Here is a 22,156-nt window from a genome sequence, read left to right as displayed (position 1 = left end):
TTATCATTCTCTATTGCCCTGCAACCGCTGAGGAAGTTTACGGGTCTGACATACAAGGAGTCCTTAATTGTTCCAAAGATGAGGAAGAGTATCGTATTAGGTCTGCTGAGCATTATTTTTTTATTCTCGAGCCGTACAGCAGAGGCTTGTTCACCCCTCAATGTACCGACTCTACTGAGTCAAAGCATTTCCGGACCCAACCTGCTGCTGAACTGGTCCAGCAACACGATATACAATTGTACCTACAACATTCAGGTAGAAATTGTATGTAATACGGGGAACTTTACCGGCGTTGGACCATTTTTTACTACCGCTGCGTACACAAAAACAACAACTCCCTGGGCATTACCTCAACAGTCTATAAATATTTCAACGCTTTGTCCTGGTACAGTGTATAAATTCCGGGCACGCGAGATGTGGCCGGCTGCTACCTTCAGCGGGTGGACGGCAACGTTCACATTCACAACACCGGGCACCTTTGTTCAGCCTACGATCACACTTTCTGGTAGTCCTACCTCAATATGTACACCACAAACTTCCCAGCTTAACTGCACCATTAATAATTCCTGCGGAGGTTCTACGCCTACGTATTCCTGGACTCCTTCCGCATCGCTGAGTAATCCTGCGATTGCGAATCCCGTTGCTTCTCCAACTGCTACCACAACTTATACCTGTGTGGTTACCGGCGGTCCGCTCGGATGCTGGACGGCTTCCAACACCATCACCATCACCACGGCAGTTCCTCCGGTGGCAGGCACCGCTTCAGTAACTCCGAATCCTATCTGTGCAGGAACGCCTGTAACTTTGACGCTGACAGGCTACACCGGAACCATTCAATGGCAGTCAGGACCGACTTCAACAGGACCATGGACCAATATTCCTTCGGCCACTACCACACCTTATGTAACCGGCCCTCTGATGACAAGTACATGTTTTCAGGCTGTGGTCACAGGTTGCGGTTCCGTTGTGTCGAACCCGGTTTGTGTTACTGTAAGTCCGCCCCCCAGTTCTACACAATCACAGACAAATATTCTTTGTAACGGACAATGCACTGGAACAGCCACGGTGAATGCATCAGGCGGTCCGCCATTCACCTATGTATGGACGCCTTCGGGAGGTAATGGTCCAACGGCTACCGGACTATGTGCCGGAAATTATACTGTAACCATTACTAACTCTACGAATTGTACATCCACAGCAGTGTTTACGATCACGCAACCAACCGCACTTTCGGCGAGCACTTCCTTCCAGCAAAGTACCTGCGGACAACCCAACGGTTCGGCCAGTGTCACAGTATCCGGAGGCACTCCTGCATATTCTTATCTCTGGTCACCTTCCGGTGGTACAAACGCAAGCGCCACAGGTCTAATGGCCGGCAACTACACGGTCATCGTTACGGATGCAAATGGATGTACCATTTCAGCAAACGTAACCGTTCCTTCAGCCGGGGCGCCGTCCTCGGTTATTTCGGCCTCCGCCAACGTGAGTTGTTTCGGTGGTAACAACGGATCAGCTTCAGTGACTGTAACAGGGGGAACACCGGCTTACACTTATTTGTGGTCACCGTCCGGAGGGAATACGGCAAATGCCACAGGTCTCACCGCCGGCAATTATACAGTAACAGTAACCGATGCAAACGGATGTGTCACCAGCACAACAATTACTATTTCCCAACCGCCACAGTTGACGCTAACCGCAGCCAATACAGGTAACGTAAATTGTTTCGGCGGGAATAATGGAAGTGCATCGTCAACGCCTTCAGGTGGTACACCCGGTTATACCTACGCCTGGACCCCCTCAGGAGGAAACGGACAAAACGCAACAGGGCTTACGGCCGGAACATATACTGTTACGGTTACCGATGCGAATGGATGCACAGCTTCTGCCACGGTTGTGATAACTCAACCAACAGCACTCTCAATTACGACTGCCGGTTTTGCAGCGCTATGCAATGGTTCCTGTAACGGTCAGGCTGTTACTATTCCGGCAGGCGGCACTCTTCCATACACTTACAACTGGACACCATCCGGTGGAACAAATGCTTCCGCAACCGGATTATGTGCGGGTACTTATACGATCATTGTTACCGATGCGAACGGCTGTACCATCACGGATACCGCAATTGTTTCCCAGCCGGCGCCACTCGCAGCCACTACTACGGTGGATACTTCCCATTGTAATCTTCCGGACGGAGGGGCATGTGTGAATGCCACCGGCGGTGTGGGTCCTTATACTTATCTCTGGTCGCCATCGGGTCAGACCGCGGCCTGTGCCACCAATCTGACTCCCGGACAGTATTGTGTTACTATCACAGATGCCAATGGTTGTACGATGAGTGTTTGCGCTACTGTGCCGTTAGCACCGGGCGTTATTGCAAGCATCCCTACTACCGTTAACCCCTTGTGCTTCGGACTTTGTACCGGAACCGCGGATGCACAGGCCACAGGAGGGATTGGTCCGTATTCTTATGCGTGGGCCCCGAGCGGCGGAAATGCACAAACCGCAACCGGATTGTGCGCGGGCACCTATTCTGTAACAGTTACGGATGCTTCAGGCTGTATCTCTACTGCTACATGCATTATCACTCAACCACCACAGCTGACCATATCCACTTCGAACCCTGCAACCATTTGCATAGGACAATGTGTTACACTTACCTCTACAGTCACCGGAGGTACGCCGGCTTACACAGTGGTGTGGAGTCCGGCAGGTCCTACAGTTTGTCCAACGGTTACTACATCTTATACGGTAACAGTAACGGATGCGAACGGTTGCACGGCAGGACCGCAAACGGCAACAGTATCCGTTAACGCACCCCTTTCTGTCAGCGCATCTGTGGCACCCAATCCCATTTGTATAGGCTCCTCCGCCAGTCTCACTGCTATGGGAAGCGGAGGAAGCGGAACGGGATACAGTTACCAGTGGCTTCCCATCAACCAGACTGGAAATCCTGTGTCAGTAAGTCCTACGAGTACTACCACCTATACGGTGGTGGTGAGTGATAACTGCAACACCCCAACGGCTACTGCAACGGTGACGCTTACAGTTAACCCGCTTCCTGTGCCTGTCAGCTTTCCACCGGACTCGGGATGCGCACCTTTTTGCACATCGTTTACAGATCTGACTCCGAATGCAACGGCATGGAGCTGGAATTTCTCAGGTGGAACTCCGGCATCGGCTACCGGTTCAACAACCGGACAGATATGCTGGGCTGTTCCGGGAACCTACGATGTAGTTCTGACTGTTACTGATAATAACGGATGTGTAGGCGCAGCCACTGTTTCCAGCGTAACGGTGCTTACTGATCCGATCGCAGGATTCACTCCATCTGCGTCTTCTGTTTCAATTCTGAATCCGGAAGTGTGTTTTTCCAGCACTGCTGTTAACGCCTCCACTTATTTGTGGGATTTCGGAGCGCCCAATGACAATAATAATACTTCTACCCTTCCGAATCCCTGTCATTTATACACTGATACCGGCACGTATTGTATTCAGCAAATCGTGACTTCTGTTCAGGGATGCCGGGATTCCATTACCCACTGTATCAAAGTTGAACCTGACTTTACGTTCTATGCCCCCAACGCATTTACACCGGATGGTAATGGTACAAATGATGGATTCCTCCCGGTTGGAGAAGGGTGGGACAGAGACACCTATGAATTGTGGATTTTCGACAGGTGGGGAAAGGTGATTTTCTACTCACAAATTTGGAATAAACCCTGGGACGGTAAAGTACAAGGTGGGAAGGGAGAGCTGGTGCAGGAAGATGTATATGTCTGGAGGGTAAATATCCATGACTATAAAGGTCAGAAGCACAAATTCGTAGGTCACGTTTCCGTGATTCGCTAGCGCACCAGTACTTTTAGAGTGCGGCACTGCTTCTCTTCAGTGATTTGCAGGAGGTAGATCCCTGCCGGGTGATGTTCGGGGAAACTAAAGTAGTTGTCCGTACAGAGAAAGGATCCAAGTAGTTGGCCTCCCGCATTAAACAGAAGAATGGTGCGTTCAGCAGGTTCGCAGAAAATAAGGTGCATTCCCTCTCCGGTTTTTGTTTCACACGTGTTAAATTCCTCCACTGCGCTGCAGTAGTCAACAATAATGGTGGCTGTGTCGGACCAGGCAACACACCCGAGTGGATCTGAAAGCGCATAATAAAAAAGATAAGTTCCTGCAGAGGTAGTGTCATCTACCGGAAGTGTAACAGTTGTGCTGCCGCTGTTCCAAAGGTAGGAATACGGACCATTGTTGGCACTTAGCGAGATGCTGTCACCTACACAGATAAGGGTAGTGCCGGAAGGAGTGATCTCCGGAACAGGTAGCATGCAGAAGCGGGCAAGAAAAGCATCTTGTACACCGGAGTAAGCACTCATGTGTGAGCCGGTACTCGCAATGCTGTCAGCACTTGTGGTGGTTCCCGCAATATAGACAGCGCCGTTTCCATCCGTACCAATACCGTAACCGTTGTCGTTTGAACTCCCGCCGTAATAAGTGCCGGCGAGGAATTGTCCGTTTAAAGAGAACCGTACAAGCATTGCATCGTAGTTGTTAATTGTATTCAGTGCAGCCTGCCATGCTCCCGGTGTAGCGATCTGATTCGTACTGAGAGTAGAACCACAAAGCAGGATATTTCCCGCAATGTCTCTTACCATGCCGTCGAAATAGTCCACATCATTTCCTCCGAAATAGGTTCCCCATACTCTGTTGCCTGCCGGATCAAAGCGAACGAGAAAGGCATCGTCTGCGCTACCGGGCAACAGCTGATAGGCTGCATTGGAGGCAATTCCATTCGGGCTGGCAGTATTTCCGCAGAGGAGAATCTCATTGCCGGGAAAGACAACAATTCCCGTACCTACCTCAAGCCCGCTGCCACCATAATAAGTACACCATGAAACAGATGTACCGGAGGAATTCATTTTAAACAGATAAGCATCATTGGTGCCGCCCCCGTGAACCGGTTGGTGAATACCTGTGGTGGAGAAATTGGAGTTTGAAGCAGTAAATCCCGTGCAATAAATGTTGCCCGCATTATCGCATGCAACGGCCCAGGATTCTTCGTCCGCGAAATCTCCGTAATAGCTTCCCCACAGACGCACGCCGTTCGGATCGAATTTTACGATAAAAATATCAAAGCCGCCGGCGTAGGTGTCCATAAAACTTCCGGTTGTAGCGATGTCGTTCGGACTCTCGGAATGACCTCCAAGAATTGCGTTTCCGTTCGGATCGGTAGTGAGCGTATAGGAAATATCATGCAGTATTCCTCCATAATAGGTGCTCCATATGCGCTGACCGTTCGCGTCGAACCGGGCCAGAAACGCATCGTCAATGCCGCCTCCGTACACTGTCTGGTGGGCACCGGTGCTTGCAACCCCCGAAGTGGAAAAGGAATCGCCGGCGATGTAGATAGCACCGGTGTTGGAAATGGTGATCGCATAAGATGCCTCCACACTGTTGCCTCCAAAATAAGTCCCCCACTGCCGAACACCTGCAGCGTTGAATTTTACAATAAATGCGTCGAAGCTCCCGGCCAGTGTGGTTTGGTAGGCCCCTGTTGTGGCGATGTTCGTATTGGATAATGTATAACCGGTCAGGTAAGAGTTGCCGGAAATATCCGTAGTCACATCTTGCCCGTACTCCACCCCGGCATCTCCGTAATATGTTCCCCAAAGGCGCCTGGAAGCCGGGTCTATCACAAGCGTTTGATTGATTATATCAGGACAGCGGTAGTGAAGTGTATCTCCCGATAGCCGGTAAGAAACAGGTACAGGAAGCTCCGGAGCGTTGGTGAAATAGCTGTTTGGAATATGCTCATTAACGGCCCCTGCCGGTGTATTTACTTCTAGCACCTCCGCTTTCAGTCGGATATCTCCGGCACCGCGGATGACGAAGCGGAGCCGGTTGGGATCAGCACCGGGGCGGAGATGAATATCATACTTAAACCCCCCGGCCTTTTCATCATACATGAAAACAATGTCAGTAAAAGGATAGATGTTCCGGTAAATAATTTTCCTGTAAACCGGAACGTATGAAAAGTTGCCCAGTTCGTTGTAATAGTTGAGGTAAAAGTCCTGCTTCCCCTCCGGTTCCGGAGAAATGGAGCTATTCATGCCGGCAAACCGGATTTCTACGCGATGAACTGATGTTTGGATATCCTTCAGTCGCCCCGGATCAGCTTTCCCTGTGTAGCCTCCTTCCCATCCAGTCTGATAAATTTCGTAATCAAATCCGTTACTCTTTAAAACGATGTTCATGCCCTTCAATGGGAGTATGTATAAAGCAGAAGGGTTGGGAAATCCCTGTTGGTCTCTGACCTGACCTGCATTGGCAATGAACCCATGGTCCAAGGCATTTATATATCCGGAGAGCAGCATTACAGAGAAGAACAATAAGTGACGGACACTCATACGCTCAAATATAATCAAAGCACAGAAAAACAATTCGTCGAAAAAATAGCTGCTTTCGTCGATATAATATTGACATTGCATCAGCCCCTTCTTATATTGCGGAACCAAACCAAGAACCATGACCAGGAATCTATCCCTTACTTTGACCTTTTCTGTTTTTGCTCTTTGCGTATTCTCAGAAGAGCGAACAGTATCAGGAGGAGATGCCGAGCAACAAATGCCAGGCAGCCGTTCCCACTGGTATAACAATTTCTCCACGGTGCCCTCCTTTATTGTGATGAGCCCCGGTGCAGAAATCAATGTGGAAAACGCTTTCACCCGGGCCGCCAGTCTGCTGAAAATATCTTCCGATGATCAGTTGCAACTGATCCGTGTGGAGGAAGATCATCTGGGGTACCAGCATTACAGGTACCAGCAGTATCATAAGGGATATAAAGTAAAGGATGGAATCTATATCCTTCACAGCCGCAACGGCCAGGTGGTTTCTATGAATGGATTTTTTATTGAAAATATTCAGGCGGCCGGAACACCGGGAATCCCGGAGACCGCGGCACTACAGAAGGCGCTCGAATACATTGGTGCGGATAGTTATAAATGGCAGGTGGAGTCGGAGGAGAATTTTATCAAAATGGTAAAAAAAGATGCCAGTGCATCCTACTTTCCGAAAGCTACGCTGGAGTATATCGCAGTGAAGGGAGATTACACTAAGCGGGATATGCGGCTGGCCTACCGCTTCGATATTTACGCGCATGAACCGATGAGCCGGCGCTGGATATTTGTGGATGCGGTAAGCGGCGATATTATTTATGAACTCGACCGTATTTGTCATGCTGATGTTAACGGAACGGCTAACACCCGCTACAGCGGAACGCAGAATATTGTGGCAGATCAGACAGGTCCGAGCGCCTATCGCCTGCGTGAAACCGGCAGAGGATTAGGTGTTGAAACCTACGACCTGAATAACGGAACCAATTACGGTAACGCGGTCGACTTTACGGATACCGATAATAACTGGACAACCACTACGAATATGGATGATGCGGCATTCGATGCGCATTGGGGGGCGGAGTCAACCTACGACTATTATGTACAGATACACAACCGGAACGGTTTGGATAATAACGGAATGCTGATGCGTTCGTATGTTCATTATTCCACGAATTATAACAATGCATTTTGGAACGGATCAGAAATGACCTACGGAGACGGATCCAATGCCCCCGGAGGATTTACTCCGCTCACCGCCATTGATGTTTGTGGGCATGAGTTTACGCACGGTGTGACTGAATTTTCATCTAACCTGGACTATTCTTATGAGTCCGGCGCCTTGAATGAGTCGTTTTCGGATATCTTCGGTACCACCATTGAGTTTTGGAAAAAGCCGAGCGACTGCGACTGGTTGATCGGGTCGGAGATTGTGTATACTCAACCCGGTGCACTGCGAAGCATGAGTAACCCAAATGCCTACGGAGATCCGGATTGTTATCAGGGAACGAACTGGTATACAGGCAGCGCAGATAACGGAGGGGTTCATACGAACTCAGGGGTGCAAAATTTCTGGTACTACCTGCTTACAACAGGCGGAACAGGCACCAACGAGGTGGGAGATAATTATAACGTCACTGGTATTGGGATGAACGATGCCCGCCAGATCGCCTACAGGAACAATGCCGTATACCTTGTCTCCACTTCCCAGTATGCCGATGCCAGAACGTTTGCTATTCAGTCGGCACAGGATCTATTCGGTTCCTGTTCCCAGCAGCACATCTCAACAACCAATGCCTGGTTTGCCTGCAATGTCGGAAATGCATGGACCACCCCCACGGTAACTTCCGCTTTTTCTGCAAGTACAACCACTTCCTGTACAGTGCCGGTTACGATTAACTTCTCAAATACTTCCCAGAATGCCAATCAGGCTTCCTGGGATTTCGGAGATTCAGGAACAAGCAATTCCTGGACACCCTCGCATACCTATACCGCACCCGGCGTTTACACGGTGCAATTGAGTGTGACCGGTGGTTGCGGATCTTCCGCCACTACCCAAACTTCCTATATTAATGTTAATCCTCCGGCTGCACCGCTAACAACCGGCGCAGTAAGCTGCACCTCGCCTGCTTCTGTTACCCTGAATGCTACCGGTTCAGGAACCATGGTTTGGTATACGGTTCCAACGGCCGGCACACCGGTTAATAGCGGCACCTCCTATACCACCCCTTCGTTAAGTTCAACTACAACTTACTACGTGGAGAATCAGGTGAGTCAGCCAAACGGAAACGTTGGACCGCTGAATAACACCTTCGGCGGAGGCGGAAACCACAACAGCGGTACGCCGCAATATGAGATTTTTAATGTGTTGCAGCCCTGTACGCTTCTATCAGCATATGTTTATTCGAGTACAGCGGGTAACAGGACAATCACGCTGTGGGATAATGCCGGAAATGTGATCAATACCTATGTTGTGAATATACCAAACGGTAATTCCACGGTCAACCTCAACATACCGCTTAACCCGGGAACCGGATACCGGCTGGGCGGTACAAATATGAACCTTTACAGGAACAACGCCGGAGCAACTTACCCTTATACACTGAGCGGACTTGTCAGTATAACCGGTGCCTCAGCCGGCGGTGGATATTATTATTATTTCTACGACTGGACGATTGCCCCACAACCTTGTACCTCACCCCGTACACCGGTAACGGCCATCATCGGAGGACCTAACGTAACCTTTGCTCCGCTGAGCACTGTTTGCAGTACCGCTCCGGCATTTGTACTCACCGGCGGAACTCCTTCCGGCGGAACGTACAGCGGCCCGGGCGTGAGCAGCGGACAGTTTAATCCGGCTGCTGCAGGAATTGGTACACATACGATCACTTACACCTATACAGATACGAATAACTGCAGCGGAACCGCTACACAAACCATCACCGTAAATAGTTGCCTCGGGCTAAATGAAGCCGGAGAAGTGGCCGCCTGGAATTTCTATCCCAATCCCAACAATGGATTCATTCAGATGGACCTTCAACTGAACACGGAAACAACCATTGCACTTTCTTTATTCAATGCGATCGGACAGACTGTGCTCGGGGAGGTTCATGAACTGGTAAAGGGCATGAATCACCTCGGCTGGGATGTAAGTGCGGTTCCGGCAGGGATATATCTTCTCAGCATTGCAACACCCACTGGTGTTACTACACGACGTGTTGAGATCGTCAGGTAACAGGTAATAATATACACTACAGCAAGCCCCGCGCCTTATGGCCGGGGTTTGCTGTTTCCTTTCCTGCCCGGAGAAAAGGGAATGAGAATTCACGGGAATATTCGCTATCCTGCCGGGATGTTCGTTACTTTGTCTCATGGCTTCAGGTACGAAATGGATCAGAACGGGTACTTATTCCGTTGGATTCGGGAAAACGGGATATTCCCTTCTAAAACAAGTATTACGAAGTAAAAAATACTCGAGGATATTTTTATTGCTCGATGAAAACAGTCACGATCACTGTCTTCCGCGATTCATCGCTCATCTTCCGGCCATTGCAGGTGCCGAATTCATTGAAATCGGAAGTGGAGAGAAAAATAAGAACATTGATATTACCCGTCAGTTGTGGCACACGCTTTCGGACATGGGTGCCGATCGCAAATCATTGCTGATCAATCTCGGTGGAGGTGTGATCGGGGATATGGGAGGCTTTGTTGCTTCAACCTATATGCGCGGAATTGATTTTATCCAGGTTCCTACCACGCTCCTTGCTCAGGTGGATGCGTCCGTGGGAGGAAAGCTCGGGATCGACCTGGGTCCGCTCAAAAATCTCGTGGGTACATTTCGCGATCCTGCAATGGTGCTGATCGATTCATCTTATCTTTCCACATTACCGCACCGGCAGATCCTTTCTGGATATGCAGAAATCCTCAAACACGGACTTATTGCAGACGCAGAATATTTCAATACATGTTCGTCTTCGGATCCGCTCGGAAGCCTGGACGAAACAACCATACGCCGTTCTGTTCAGATTAAAGCAGCGGTCGTAAAAAAGGATCCCAAAGAGCAGGGTCCGCGGAAGTTTCTCAATTTCGGACATACGGTCGGACATGCCCTTGAAAGCTTTTCGCTGGAATCCGATACCGCAGAATTGCTCCACGGTGAAGCAGTAGCGGCCGGTATGATTTGTGCCGCATACATCTCCAGTCGAAGAACCGGCCTGGACAGGAAAAGTCTGAGTTTTATAACAGACAGGATATCAGGCATTTATAAGTTGCGGAATTTCAATAAATTTGATGAGCACAGGGTGTTGGAGCTTATGCTGCACGATAAAAAGAATGTTGACGGTCAGTACCGTTTCGTGCTTCTGAAGGAGATCGGAAATCCGGTGGCAGATGTAAAATGCACTGCTGCCATGGTCAAAGAATCCTTCCGTTATTACCGCGACACGTTGGGCGTTTGAGCTGATGGTATACAGGATAAGCAGAGAAAGTAAGATTATCAAAGGCACGTTTACCTTGCCGGCTTCCAAGAGCGAGAGTAACCGTGCGCTTATCATCCGCCAGTTTTGTCAACCTCCTTTCACCATTCATAATCTTTCTGAATCGCAGGACACTCAGGTGCTGCTTCATATCCTGACCACCGACGGCGCTGCACTTCCCGGGGGGGAGAGGATATATGATGTGGGTGCGGCCGGAACTACCATGCGCTTTCTTACCGCCTATTTTTCGGTAGTGCAGGGTATTCGTGAATTACACGGATCCGAGCGAATGCATAAACGACCGCTCGCGGTGCTTATCAGGGCACTGCAGGAGCTGGGAGCAAAAATAGAGTGTCTGGAAAAGGAGGGATATCCTCCCATCCGTATCACAGGAGCTGACCTCAGGGGCGGCGCGGTAACGGTGAATGGAAGTATCAGCAGTCAATACATTTCAGCATTGCTAATGATAGCGCCCGTTTTACCGGTAGGTTTGGTGATACATTTTGAAGGAGAGGTGGCCAGCAGGCCTTACATTAATATGACCCTTAAGTTGATGGAGCGTTTTGGTGTGTTCGGGAACTGGCACGAAAACGTGCTTTCGGTGAGTCCCCAGAAATATTATCCGTTCAACGAGGAAGGAACGATCTCTGAATATGAGATCGAAGCAGATTGGAGTGCGGCCTCGTATTGGTATGCCATCGCTTCATTTGCAGAGGAGGCGGATATCACCTTGCTGGGATTGAAGGAAGGGAGACTGCAGGGTGATAGCATTCTTCCCCATCTGTTTCAGTTTTTCGGTGTCAGCACCCAGTTTCTTCCCGAGGGTGGTATACGTCTTAACCGCATCCCTGTGAACGCAGACCGCTTCGGGTTTGATTTCATTGATTGTCCGGATATAGCGCAAACAATGGCGGTGGTAGCCACCGCGAAGGGTATTCCTGCCTTATGCCGCGGACTCAGAACATTGAAGATCAAGGAAACAGACCGGGCTGCTGCATTGCAGGCCGAGTTACGGAAATTTGGAATCGACTTTCAGATCAAAAGCGACGACGCCGCACTGTTTGATGATCACAAAGGCATCAGCGAGGCAATCAGTGAACCAATTGATACGTACGATGATCACCGGATGGCTATGGCTTTTGCCACGCTGGCCATGAAATTGGGAAGTGTTTCCATAAGAAATCCTGAAGTAGTTAGTAAATCTTATCCCGGTTTCTGGAACGATATGCGAACGATGGGTTTCGGCATTGAAGAGATCAAATGACTTCCAACTTTCCGGATAACAAGTACCCTTTCAATGTTCGCGTTTACGGGATCTGTTTCAACGAGAAGAAAGAATTGCTGATAGCCGATGAGTTGATCAAGGGAAGGGAGATCACAAAATTTCCGGGGGGTGGACTGGAGTACGGGGAAGGACCTGCGGATTGCATTGTGCGTGAGTTCAGAGAGGAGACGGGTAATGATGTACAGGTAATCCGCCATGTATATACCACCGATTTCTTTGTGCAATCAGCGTTTGGGAATAATCAGGTGATCAGTATTTATTATGAGGTGAAGATGCTGCAGGAGCCGCGTTTTACGGCGGCAGTAAAACCCTTTGATTTTGTGGAACGCAAGGAAGGCGCTTTTGTGCTGAGATGGCTTAAAAGAGACGCAGTTATCCCCGGGATATTTACTTTTCCCATTGATAAAAAAGTCGCAGAGTTACTCAGGTAAGCGCCGGCCTTTGCTTCTATTTATTCGCCTCCGCCCGTTTTCTTTGCTCGCCGATGAAAGCGGATACCGATGCTGCCGCGCTTTTCTTTTTAGCATTGAGCTTATAAGTCATCACCTGGGAATGATACTGCTGGGCTTTATCAAAGTTGTTCAGCCAGGCATACGCTTCGGCCAGGTTCAGCAGTAGCAGTTCTGTTACCGCTTCGTTCACCCGTGCCTTACGACTGGAGGTATTGGATTCGGTAAGGGCTTTTTCCCAAAGTTCAATGGCTTTTAACAACTCTTCAGTAGCATTCTGAAAACTCCCGGGGTTACCGATAATGGCATAGGCATTCTTTGCATACGTGAGTGCATCGCGGAAATCCTGATAATTTTTCTTCTCATTCACCCAGATCACACTGAAGCCGCGTGAAGTTTTACGATAGCCATGATCATCATTAAGCTGATCATTGATCTGTTTCAGATTTTCGTTCACAATACGTTCCTGGGAACGCTGGATTTCCGCGTCTTTATTCAGGATCCACCAGGCTTCGGCCTCCTGCTGAGAGTTAAACTCCTGTGTGTTGTACGGGCGGTACACCAGCGTAGGTGCAAATAATTCCTCCTTCACCACCGATCCGTTCGGCAAGCTGACTTTGAGTTTCATCTGGTGACGGTAATTAAACGTGTAGAAATATTTGGTGATGCTGATGGTCTGGTTGTCTTTCTTCTGCTGTTCGGTTCTTGTACTCAGCCGCGGCTCTTCATTCTCAAATCCCATCAAACCGACCCATATTTTTACGGAATTGTCCGGCAGCCGGTTAAAACCTTCCAGGTTAAGGTGTGTGCTGGCCAGTAATTCGGTATTATAAGTCTTCTCATATTTTTCCTCCATCGGAACCTGTTTGACCGGTTGTTCAATAAGCGGCATCTGAGGTTTTGGCGTTACTGCCTGCTGCTGCGGGGTGAGCTTGTTCCAGGCAGTCATTTCCATCTGAAATTTTAGAGCTGCGGTTTTCAGTTGTTCGTCGTATTGTTTCTGTTGAAAGGCGTACACCGAGTCGGCCTGGGCAAGTTTCTTTTTATACTCCAGCTTCTTCAGTTCAATGGTCTGAAGGTATTCCATGCTTACCTGTGCCTGATAGTTTTTGACAGTTTTGTCCAGCGGTTTCAGGGGTAATTTTGTGTACTGTACACTCACTCCGGCGTAATCAATGTTTTGCGCCAACGCAAATGTGCATGAAAGAAGGAGGGCAAGAATAATTGTCGGGGTTTTCATAGGATGGATTTTATTTTTTATGTTTTTCAAGAACTTTTCGGACAGAGCCCCATTGTAAAAGCAATTTCTTTGCCAGTTTTTCTCCGGCGCCGGTTTTTTCGCTTATCATCCGGACTCCCCTGGCAATGAGCTTATTATTACTGAGCTGCATATCAACCATTTTATTCCCGCTTACCCTTCCCAACCGGATCATTACCGCTGTGGATATCATGTTCAGTATCATTTTCTGTGCAGTGCCTGATTTCATCCGCGTACTCCCCGTAACAAATTCAGGTCCAACCACTGCAACAATGGCATGGTGAGCGTAGAGGGTTACGGGGCTGCCGGGATTGCAGGTGATGCATCCGGTAAGAATTTTCCGCTCCCTTGCCATTCGGAGTCCTCCTGTTACGTAGGGTGTGCTTCCGGAAGCAGCGATACCGATCACGGTATCATTTTTACCAATCTTATGTTTGCTGAGATCTTTCCAGGCGCCGCTCTCATCATCCTCTGCAAATTCCACGGCTTTACGGATCGCGCGGTCGCCTCCGGCGATTAGTCCGATAATCATCCCGTGGTCAACGCCGTAGGTAGGCGGGCATTCAGAAGCGTCTACAATCCCCAGCCGGCCGCTTGTTCCGGCGCCGATGTAGAAAATCCGTCCTCCTTTTTTTATCCGGGGAAGTATGGCGTTCACCAGCCGCTCAATTTCGGGAATGGTTTTTTTGATGGCGGCAGCCACCCTGTGATCTTCACGATTGATTCCCTCCAGCAATTTTCTGACCGGCATTTTTTCCAGTGAGCGGTAGCGGGAGTCGGCTTCAGTGATCTTTTTCAACCGGTTCAGTATATAGCAGGGAATCGTTCCGGATCTGCTTCATGCATCATGGAATAAGCCAGGTCGAATACATCTTCAATGCCGGGTTTGGAGAAGTAATCGCCGTCGGATCCGTAGGCCGGCCGGTGTTCCTTCGCGGTGAGGGTTCTGGGTACCGAGTCGAGGTGAAGATAACCTCCCTGCTCTTCGAGTACTTTTTGCATCATATACGCGCTGGACCCCCCCGGAACATCTTCATCCATAAAAATCACCCGGTTGGTCTTCTGCAGCGACCGCACGATCATGTGTTGCAAATCAAATGGAAGCAGCGTCTGCACATCTATGATCTCAAGGCTGATGCCATGTTCTCTCAGCTGTTCCGAAGCTTCGAGGGCAATTTTGCAATTCGGACCATAGCTGATCAGCGTAATATCGTTTCCCTCGCAAAGGATCTCCGGTGTTCCCAGCGGAACGCAAAACTCTCCAAGGTTGGAGGGCGTACGTTCCTTGAGCCGGTAGGAGTTGAGCGGCTCTATTAAAATGGCAGGATCATCACCTTTCAGCAGGGTGTTATACATTCCTGCAGCTTGCGTCATATTCCGCGGTACACAAACGTGGACTCCGCGGACAGCATGTATGATCATTCCCATCGGTGAACCACTGTGCCATATTCCTTCCAGCCGGTGGCCTCGGGTGCGTATGATCACAGGTGCTTTTTGTCCGCCCTTTGTGCGGTACTGAACAGTGGCAAGATCATCGCTCATGATCTGAAGGGCATAAAGAAGGTAATCGAGATACTGGATCTCTGCAATCGGACGTATCCCGCGAAGGGCAAGACCAATGGCCTGTCCCATGATCGTGGCTTCACGGATTCCGGTGTCAAAAACACGAATCTCCCCGTATTTTTTCTGAAGACCTTCCAAGCCCTGGTTTACACCGCCGATTTTTCCGGAGTCTTCCCCGAAAATAACCACCTGAGGATATTTTTCCAGGATCTTGTCAAAGTTATCCCTCAGGATAGCTCTTCCATCGGTCATTTCATCATGTGCATATTGCGGAGGAACAGGTGTTACTTTCAGCGGAGACTGCTCACTCTCACTGTAAACATGTGAAGAGTAGCGTTCGTGGTTTGCAATCCTGAACAGTTGAAGCCAGTCGGCGAGTTTTTGCTTACCGGAGTGCTTTTCTCTGCTGAGCAGGCGCAGAATTTTTTTTGCTGCCGAGGCAATGTCTCTCCGTATCACATCTTTTCCGACCAGTGGAGAGAGGAGAGCAGTGATCTCCTCACGGTAGGTAGTCGATGGCTGGATCTCGCTGAGAAGAGCATGCAAATCGATTACTTCGGAACGGATCGATTCTGTAAATGCACCCCAGGCAGCATTCTTCGCATCCGATACAGCTCTTTTTGAACCCTCGCGGATTTGTTCCAGTTCCGCTTCGGAGGCCATTCCTTTTGAAAGAATCCACTCGCGCATTTTTGAAATACAATCAAAATCTTCTTCCCATTGCAGTCGTTCTTTACTCTTATACCTTTCGTGAGAGCCGCTCGTGCTGTGTCCCTGAGGTTGTGTCATCTCTTCTACATGAACGAGAACAGGGGTGTGTTCACTCCGGCAAACTTCGGCGGCCCGCTCATACGTTTTTACCAGATTGACATAATCCCATCCTTTTACCTTAAAAATTTCATATCCCTTGCCATGGTGATCGCGCTGAAATCCCTTCAGAATTTCCGAGATGCTTTCTTTGGTGGTCTGGTATTTTTTGGGAACGGATATTCCGTGACCATCATCCCACACAGAAATCATCATAGGAACCTGCAGCACACCTGCCGCATTGATGGTTTCCCAGAAAAGCCCTTCAGAAGTGCTGGCATCCCCGATGGATCCGTAAGCGATCTCATTGCCTTTGTGGGAGAAAATATGAAAGGCAGGCTGCTGAAGCTGCGGATTGTTGCGGTAAAAATAACTGGCATAAGCCAGTCCCAGCAACCGGGGCATCTGGCTTCCCGTCGGTGAAATATCCATTGAGGAGTTTTTCATCCTGGTCAGATCCTTCCATGTGCCGTCCGCATTCAGGGAGCGTGTTCCGAAATGGCCATTCATCTGCCTGCCGCCCGACATGGGTTCGGCTTCGAGGTCGGTGTGTGCGTAGAGCTGTGCGAACCACTGCTGCACAGTGATCAGCCCCATTGAAAACATAAGGGTTTGGTCACGATAATACCCTGAACGGAAGTCCCCGTCACGAATTACCTTGGCCAGACATACCTGTGCCAGTTCCTTCCCATCACCGAAGATCCCGAATTTTGCTTTTCCTGTGAGCACCTCTTTTCGTCCTAACAGGCTGGCTTCGCGGCTTTCGCAGATCACACGGTAGTCGTTCAGAACTTCTTTCCTGACTTCCTCAAACGTAATCTCCCTGCTGATTTTTGTCTTTTCACCGGTTCCCGGCATATACGCATGGTTTCCGCAAATTTAACCTTTTCTCCATTGGGAAAACAGATTTATTTTCCCCTCGTAAATTTTGCGGTGGGTGTGTTTAATCCTACTTTAGTGTCTGTAAATCTCTGTCTATGAGAAGGACCTTTATTGCGCTTAGCATTTTCTTCATCGCCCTTGGCATCGCCGGCACCTGGTACTGGCGCCCCTTCGCATGGTCGTTCGCAGTGATTCTTCCACTTACCTTAATTGGTGTGCTGGATATGACACAGCGGGCACAAACGATCCGTCGTGTTTTTCCCCTGGTGGGAAGATTCCGTTATTGGGCAGAATGGATGCGTCCGAAAGTGTATCAGTATTTTATCGAGTCGGATACGGATGGGGCTCCTTTCAACCGTCTGAACCGGAATGTTGTGTACCAGCGGGCGAAAAAAGTAAACGATACAACGCCTTTCGGTACCCAGCTGAATGTTTATGAGACCGGATACGAGTGGCTGAATCACAGCATAACCCCTCTGGATGGTCACCGGGTGGATCAGCATCCTCGTGTGGAAGTGGGTGGCCCGGATTGTAAAAGACCATACAAAGCCAGTATTCTCAATGTTTCAGCTATGAGTTTTGGCTCCCTGAGCAAGAATGCGATAATGGCACTTAATGCGGGTGCCAGGTTGGGCGGTTTTGCCCATAATACGGGAGAGGGCGGGCTAAGTCCTTATCATCTTACGCCCGGCGGTGATCTGATCTGGCAAATAGGAACGGGATATTTCGGATGCAGAAATAAAGACGGTACATTTAATTATGATTCTTTCGCGGAGCGGGCGGCCACCGAGAGTGTAAAAATGATCGAAATTAAAATGTCACAGGGTGCAAAGCCCGGACATGGGGGTATTCTTCCTGCCAGGAAAGTAACGAAGGAAATTGCGGATATTCGGCTGGTGGAAATGGGGAAGGACGTTCTTTCTCCGCCCTTTCACACTGCTTTCACCACGCCGAGAGAACTGATGGCATTTGTTGGAAAACTCCGTGAACTGTCAGGTGGAAAGCCGGTGGGCTTTAAGTTGTGTGTGGGAAATAAGGCGCAGTTCCTGGCGATTTGCAAAGCAATGGTCAAAACAAATATTCTGCCTGATTTTATTACAGTGGACGGGGGAGAGGGCGGCACCGGAGCGGCTCCGCTGGAATTTTCGAACCATGTGGGAATGCCGCTGCGCGACGGTATTGCCTTCATCTACGATGCGCTGAACGGATTCGCTTTGAAAAGACATATTAAGATTATCGCCTCCGGAAAAGTTTCCACCGGATTTGAGATCGTGAAAAATCTGAGTCTGGGGGCTGATCTTTGTAACAGCGCACGTGCGATGATGCTGGCGCTGGGTTGTATTCAGGCGCTGGAATGCAATACGAATAACTGCCCAACCGGTGTGGCCACACAGAATCCTGAATTGTTCGCGGGTCTGGATGTGGGAGACAAAACACTGAGGGTGAAAAATTACCACAGCGAAACGGTCAAGTCGGCCGTTGAATTGATGGCTGCCGCGGGAATCGATCATCCATCCAACCTGCACCGTTCCTACATTCACCGGAGGATCAGCCCGGGAGAAATCAGAACCTATGCAGAGATTTATCCGTATATCCTCAGGGGGTGCCTGCTGGAAGCTCCGTACCCTTCGCAGTATGAATTGGATATGGCTAACTCTTCGGAGAACACGTTCGCTCCTGCCATTAAGTACGCCTGATGGATTACCGAAAGATACTTGACTCTCTTTCTGCAGCAGAGAAACTAAGTAACAAGCGATGGGTTCAGAAAACCAAAAAGCATCCTCCGGCAGATCTCGATCACAGAGCGGTAGAATCAGAGCAGAGTGCCTTTAGTCATATTGATTGCCTGAAATGTGCCAATTGCTGCAGCACCACAAGTCCTATACTTTATCGCAGGGATGTTGAACGACTGTCAGATCATTTTGGGATCAGGCCCGGTGTGTTCACAGAAAAGTTCCTTCGCACGGACGAAGACGGGGATCAGGTGCTAAGTTCGCTACCATGTCCTTTTCTGGGAGCGGATAAGCGCTGTTCTGTATATGAATGCCGACCCGCTGCCTGCCGGGAGTACCCCCATATCAATCGTAAAAAATTTCACGAGGTGCTGGATCTTGCCCTGAAGAATACGGCGGTGTGCCCGGCAGTGGTGGAGGTGATGCGTGATCTGAGGCGGGAAGGCGGCAATTAACAGATCCGGGTTTATAACCCCTTCGCTTTATTGTTTTAGCATCGCCTTGCAAGGGTAGTTTTGCATGGTATGGATTTCGACTGGTACGGTTATATTGTGCTTCCCCTGCTCATTGTCTGCTCGCGTCTTTTCGACGTGACCCTGGGCACTATCAGGCATGTTTTTATCGCTCGTGGTTTTAACAAGCTCGTACCTCTGCTGGGTTTCTTCGAGGTACTGATCTGGATCATCGTGGTCAGACAGGTGATGAATGGTATGGAATCCTGGCCGGCTTATATCGCATGGGCCGGCGGATTCGCATTGGGAAATTATTTTGGACTTATCATCGAACAGCGCCTGGCACTTGGCATGCAGATCGTACGAATTATTACGCATCAGGCCAGTGATGATCTTGTTCGTTCCATGCGGGAGATGGATCATGGTGTAACCATTATGGACGCGCAGGGAGCAAAAGGACCCGTTAAGGTGATTTTTACAATTGTGAAACGGGAAAGTCTTAATGACCTGGAAGACGCGATTGCTATTCATCAGCCCAACGCCTTTTATTCCGTAGAGGATGTAAAGGATGCCAGCATGGGTGTGTTCCGCTCCCGGAAAGAAAGAAATTCAGTCCTTCAGCTTCTGCGAAGACTCCGGAAAGGTAAATAACAGAAAAACAGTGACTGCCGGACCTTTCATTGGCAGCTCAGTTATTTATATTCTACCCCCAGATTATAAAACACAAAAGACCACATGTCGCTGAACTCTTCGATCTGCTTGGCAGTGGGCTTTCCGGCTCCGTGTCCTGCATTGGTGTCAATGCGGATCATGACCGGGTGTTTCCCTTTGTGTTTGCTCTGAAGTTCCGCAGCAAATTTGAAGGAGTGTGCAGGCACAACCCGGTCGTCGTGATCTCCTGTCATGATCAGGGTGCAGGGGTATTCAATTTCCCGGACATTATGCAGAGGTGAATATTTTACAAGGCAATTAAACTCTTCCTGGTTTTCACTTGTTCCGTAATCTACAGACCAGTACCTTCCGATAGTGAAATACTGGTAGCGAAGCATATCCAGCACACCTACCACCGGTAGCGCCACTTTCGCTATATCAGGACGCTGTGTCAACACAGCGCCAATCAGCAGTCCGCCGTTGGACCGGCCATGGATTGCAAGTTTATCATGCGAAGTGTATTTTTCTCTGACCAGGTATTCTGCTGCTGCAATGAAATCATCGAACACATTCTGCTTGCTGCATTTGGTGCCTGCCTTGTGCCACACCTCGCCATATTCGCCTCCGCCTCTCATGTTGGCAACAGCATAGATTCCGCCCTTTTCTAAAAATACGGCACGGTCAATCCTGAATTCTGGTGTCAGACTGATGTTGAATCCGCCGTATCCATACAGGAAACACGGATTGCTTCCATCCATATTGATACCCTTTTTATGGGTGATGAACATGGGAATTTTTGTACCGTCTTTTGACGGAAAAAACACTTGCTTTGTTTCGTAGTCTTCAGAATTAAAATCAATATCCGGTTTGGCGAACACAGTAGATTTTCCTGTGGTATGATTGTATTTATAAATGGTTGCCGGAGCCGTAAATGTTGTGATCGAATAAAACGCAAGTGAATCCTCCTTGTCCGAATTGAAACTTCCTGCCGTAGCCAGGCCGTTAACCGGTATCTCGCCGGTTTGCTTTCCGTCTATGCCGTGAATGAACATCCGGTGTGTCACATCAACCTGGTATTTGCTGACCAGTTTATCACCCATGATACTTACCGATTCCAGTAATTCTTTTTTCTCCGGCAGAATGGTGATCCAGTTGTTTTCTTCCTTTTGGGATGGGTTGATGCGTACCAGTTTATTCATGGGTGCATTTTTATTTGTGATGCACAGCAGACCGCCATTCACATGATCGATAAATCCGTACTCATTTTCGAAATTCTCTACCAGATGTATCCAGGGTCCTTTTGCTATTAATGGCCGGATCATCACGGCGTTGCCGGATGTGGATTCTGAGATGTAGACGATCAGCCACTTCTCATCGTCCGTCACCTGAGGACTGAAACTCCACAGCGTATGTTCCGTATCTTCATAAATGAGTTCATCCTTTTCCTGCGCATCCCCCAGCCTGTGAAAATAGAGCCGGTTATTGGTGTTTTTGCCTTTCAGTGCATCCCCTTCGGCCGGCTTTTCATAGCGCGAGTAATAAAATCCGTCTCCCATCCAGGCTACCCCGGAAAACTTGATCCATTCCAGTTTATCATCCAGTTTCTTACCTGTAGCTACTTCCATCACGTACCATTCATTCCAATCGCTCCCTGCTTTGCTGATTCCGTAGGCCATATAGCGGGCTCCTTTCGAAAACGCAATGCCTGCAAGAGACACAGTGCCGTCGGCTGACAGCGCATTGGGATCAAGCAGCATTTTTTCTTCTCCCCCAATTCCTTCCCGGTAATAAAGTACACTCTGGTTCTGAATACCATTATTCTTATAGTAGAAGTAGTATTTTCCTTTTTTAAAGGGAGCGCTGAATTTTTCATAATTCCAGATGCCGGTCAGGCGCTTGCGGATCTCCTCGCGGTACGGGATTTTTGCCAGGAAGGAATCGGTCACTTTGTTTTGTGCGATGACCCATTGCCTGGTTTCTTCCGAATTGTCGTCTTCCAGCCACCGGTAGGGATCCGTAATTTTTGTTCCGAAATAATCGGTAACCGTGTCCACCTTTCGGGTATCAGGGTAAGTGTATGCTTCGGAGGAAGGTTCGGTGGAACACCCTGCGATAAAAACGGCAGGTATTATGAGAAAGTGCAGTGTGCGCATATCGGACGGGTTTTGGCAAATGTAAAAAAGTTCTGCCTCCTGAATACACGGGAGAAATGTTA

General features: G+C 49.1%; 13 protein-coding genes. 8 read left to right on the top strand and 5 right to left on the bottom strand.

Translation table 11 applies throughout. From position 1 onward, the window contains the following. Nucleotides 1-78: 78 nt before the first annotated feature. The gene (locus tag IT233_13315) at nucleotides 79-3,849 is read left to right on the top strand and encodes a gliding motility-associated C-terminal domain-containing protein (GenBank protein MCC7303614.1); all 3,771 of its coding nucleotides are present in this window, start codon (nucleotides 79-81) and stop codon (nucleotides 3,847-3,849) included. Here IT233_13315 and IT233_13310 read toward each other — a convergent pair. After that, complete coding sequence (locus IT233_13310; GenBank protein ID MCC7303613.1) at nucleotides 3,846-6,401, bottom strand: hypothetical protein; 2,556 nt, start codon at nucleotides 6,399-6,401, stop codon at nucleotides 3,846-3,848. The two genes, IT233_13315 and IT233_13310, sit on opposite strands and share 4 nt — an antisense overlap. A gap of 118 nt (nucleotides 6,402-6,519) precedes the next feature. On the opposite strand from IT233_13310, the gene IT233_13305 reads away from it, so the two are divergent. From IT233_13305 to IT233_13290, 4 genes are all read left to right on the top strand, one after another. Beyond that, nucleotides 6,520-9,621, top strand: a complete 3,102-nt coding sequence (locus IT233_13305) for a M4 family metallopeptidase (protein MCC7303612.1) — start codon at nucleotides 6,520-6,522, stop codon at nucleotides 9,619-9,621. A 136-nt stretch (nucleotides 9,622-9,757) separates the two neighbouring features. Next, nucleotides 9,758-10,843, top strand: coding sequence for a 3-dehydroquinate synthase (gene aroB, locus IT233_13300; protein ID MCC7303611.1), 1,086 nt, complete (start codon nucleotides 9,758-9,760; stop codon nucleotides 10,841-10,843). Nucleotides 10,844-10,847: 4 nt separating this feature from the next. Then, the gene (locus IT233_13295) at nucleotides 10,848-12,125 is read left to right on the top strand and encodes a 3-phosphoshikimate 1-carboxyvinyltransferase (protein ID MCC7303610.1); all 1,278 of its coding nucleotides are present in this window, start codon (nucleotides 10,848-10,850) and stop codon (nucleotides 12,123-12,125) included. Continuing rightward, nucleotides 12,122-12,577 carry an NUDIX domain-containing protein gene (locus tag IT233_13290; GenBank protein MCC7303609.1) on the top strand — a complete coding sequence of 152 codons (456 nt, stop codon included), beginning with the start codon at nucleotides 12,122-12,124 and terminating at the stop codon, nucleotides 12,575-12,577. The genes IT233_13295 and IT233_13290 overlap by 4 nt, the downstream gene beginning before the upstream one ends. A gap of 16 nt (nucleotides 12,578-12,593) precedes the next feature. Here IT233_13290 and IT233_13285 read toward each other — a convergent pair whose 3' ends face one another. Genes IT233_13285 through IT233_13275 form a run of 3 tightly spaced genes read right to left on the bottom strand, consistent with a single transcriptional unit; the run spans nucleotide 12,594 to nucleotide 17,081 of the window. After that, entirely contained in the window at nucleotides 12,594-13,835 is a 1,242-nt protein-coding gene (locus IT233_13285) for a hypothetical protein (GenBank protein MCC7303608.1), read from the bottom strand. A 10-nt stretch (nucleotides 13,836-13,845) separates the two neighbouring features. Then, nucleotides 13,846-14,652 (bottom strand): N-acetylmuramic acid 6-phosphate etherase, encoded by an 807-nt coding sequence (gene murQ / locus IT233_13280; GenBank protein ID MCC7303607.1) that lies wholly within the window; start codon nucleotides 14,650-14,652, stop codon nucleotides 13,846-13,848. 5 nt (nucleotides 14,653-14,657) lie between these two features. After that, a complete protein-coding gene (locus IT233_13275) occupies nucleotides 14,658-17,081 on the bottom strand; it encodes a transketolase (protein ID MCC7303606.1) in 2,424 nt (807 codons plus the stop codon). Nucleotides 17,082-17,200: 119 nt separating this feature from the next. Between IT233_13275 and IT233_13270 the strand changes: the two genes are divergently transcribed. The 3 genes from IT233_13270 to IT233_13260 all read left to right on the top strand — a co-directional run bounded on the left by IT233_13270 (nucleotide 17,201) and on the right by IT233_13260 (nucleotide 19,941). Next, nucleotides 17,201-18,802 carry an FMN-binding glutamate synthase family protein gene (locus tag IT233_13270; protein MCC7303605.1) on the top strand — a complete coding sequence of 534 codons (1,602 nt, stop codon included), beginning with the start codon at nucleotides 17,201-17,203 and terminating at the stop codon, nucleotides 18,800-18,802. After that, a complete protein-coding gene (locus IT233_13265) occupies nucleotides 18,802-19,293 on the top strand; it encodes a YkgJ family cysteine cluster protein (protein ID MCC7303604.1) in 492 nt (163 codons plus the stop codon). Before IT233_13270 ends, IT233_13265 begins: the two co-directional genes overlap by 1 nt. Nucleotides 19,294-19,362: 69 nt before the next feature. After that, nucleotides 19,363-19,941 carry a DUF2179 domain-containing protein gene (locus tag IT233_13260; GenBank protein ID MCC7303603.1) on the top strand — a complete coding sequence of 193 codons (579 nt, stop codon included), beginning with the start codon at nucleotides 19,363-19,365 and terminating at the stop codon, nucleotides 19,939-19,941. 41 nt (nucleotides 19,942-19,982) lie between these two features. Here the strand turns inward: IT233_13260 and IT233_13255 are convergent, their stop codons facing one another. Next, a complete protein-coding gene (locus IT233_13255) occupies nucleotides 19,983-22,094 on the bottom strand; it encodes a S9 family peptidase (protein ID MCC7303602.1) in 2,112 nt (703 codons plus the stop codon). Nucleotides 22,095-22,156: the final 62 nt, after the last annotated feature.

The organism is Bacteroidia bacterium (assembly GCA_020852255.1).
Taxonomy (GTDB): Bacteria; Bacteroidota; Bacteroidia; order JADZBD01; family JADZBD01; genus JADZBD01.
This window is presented reverse-complemented; position numbering and strand designations above follow the sequence as displayed.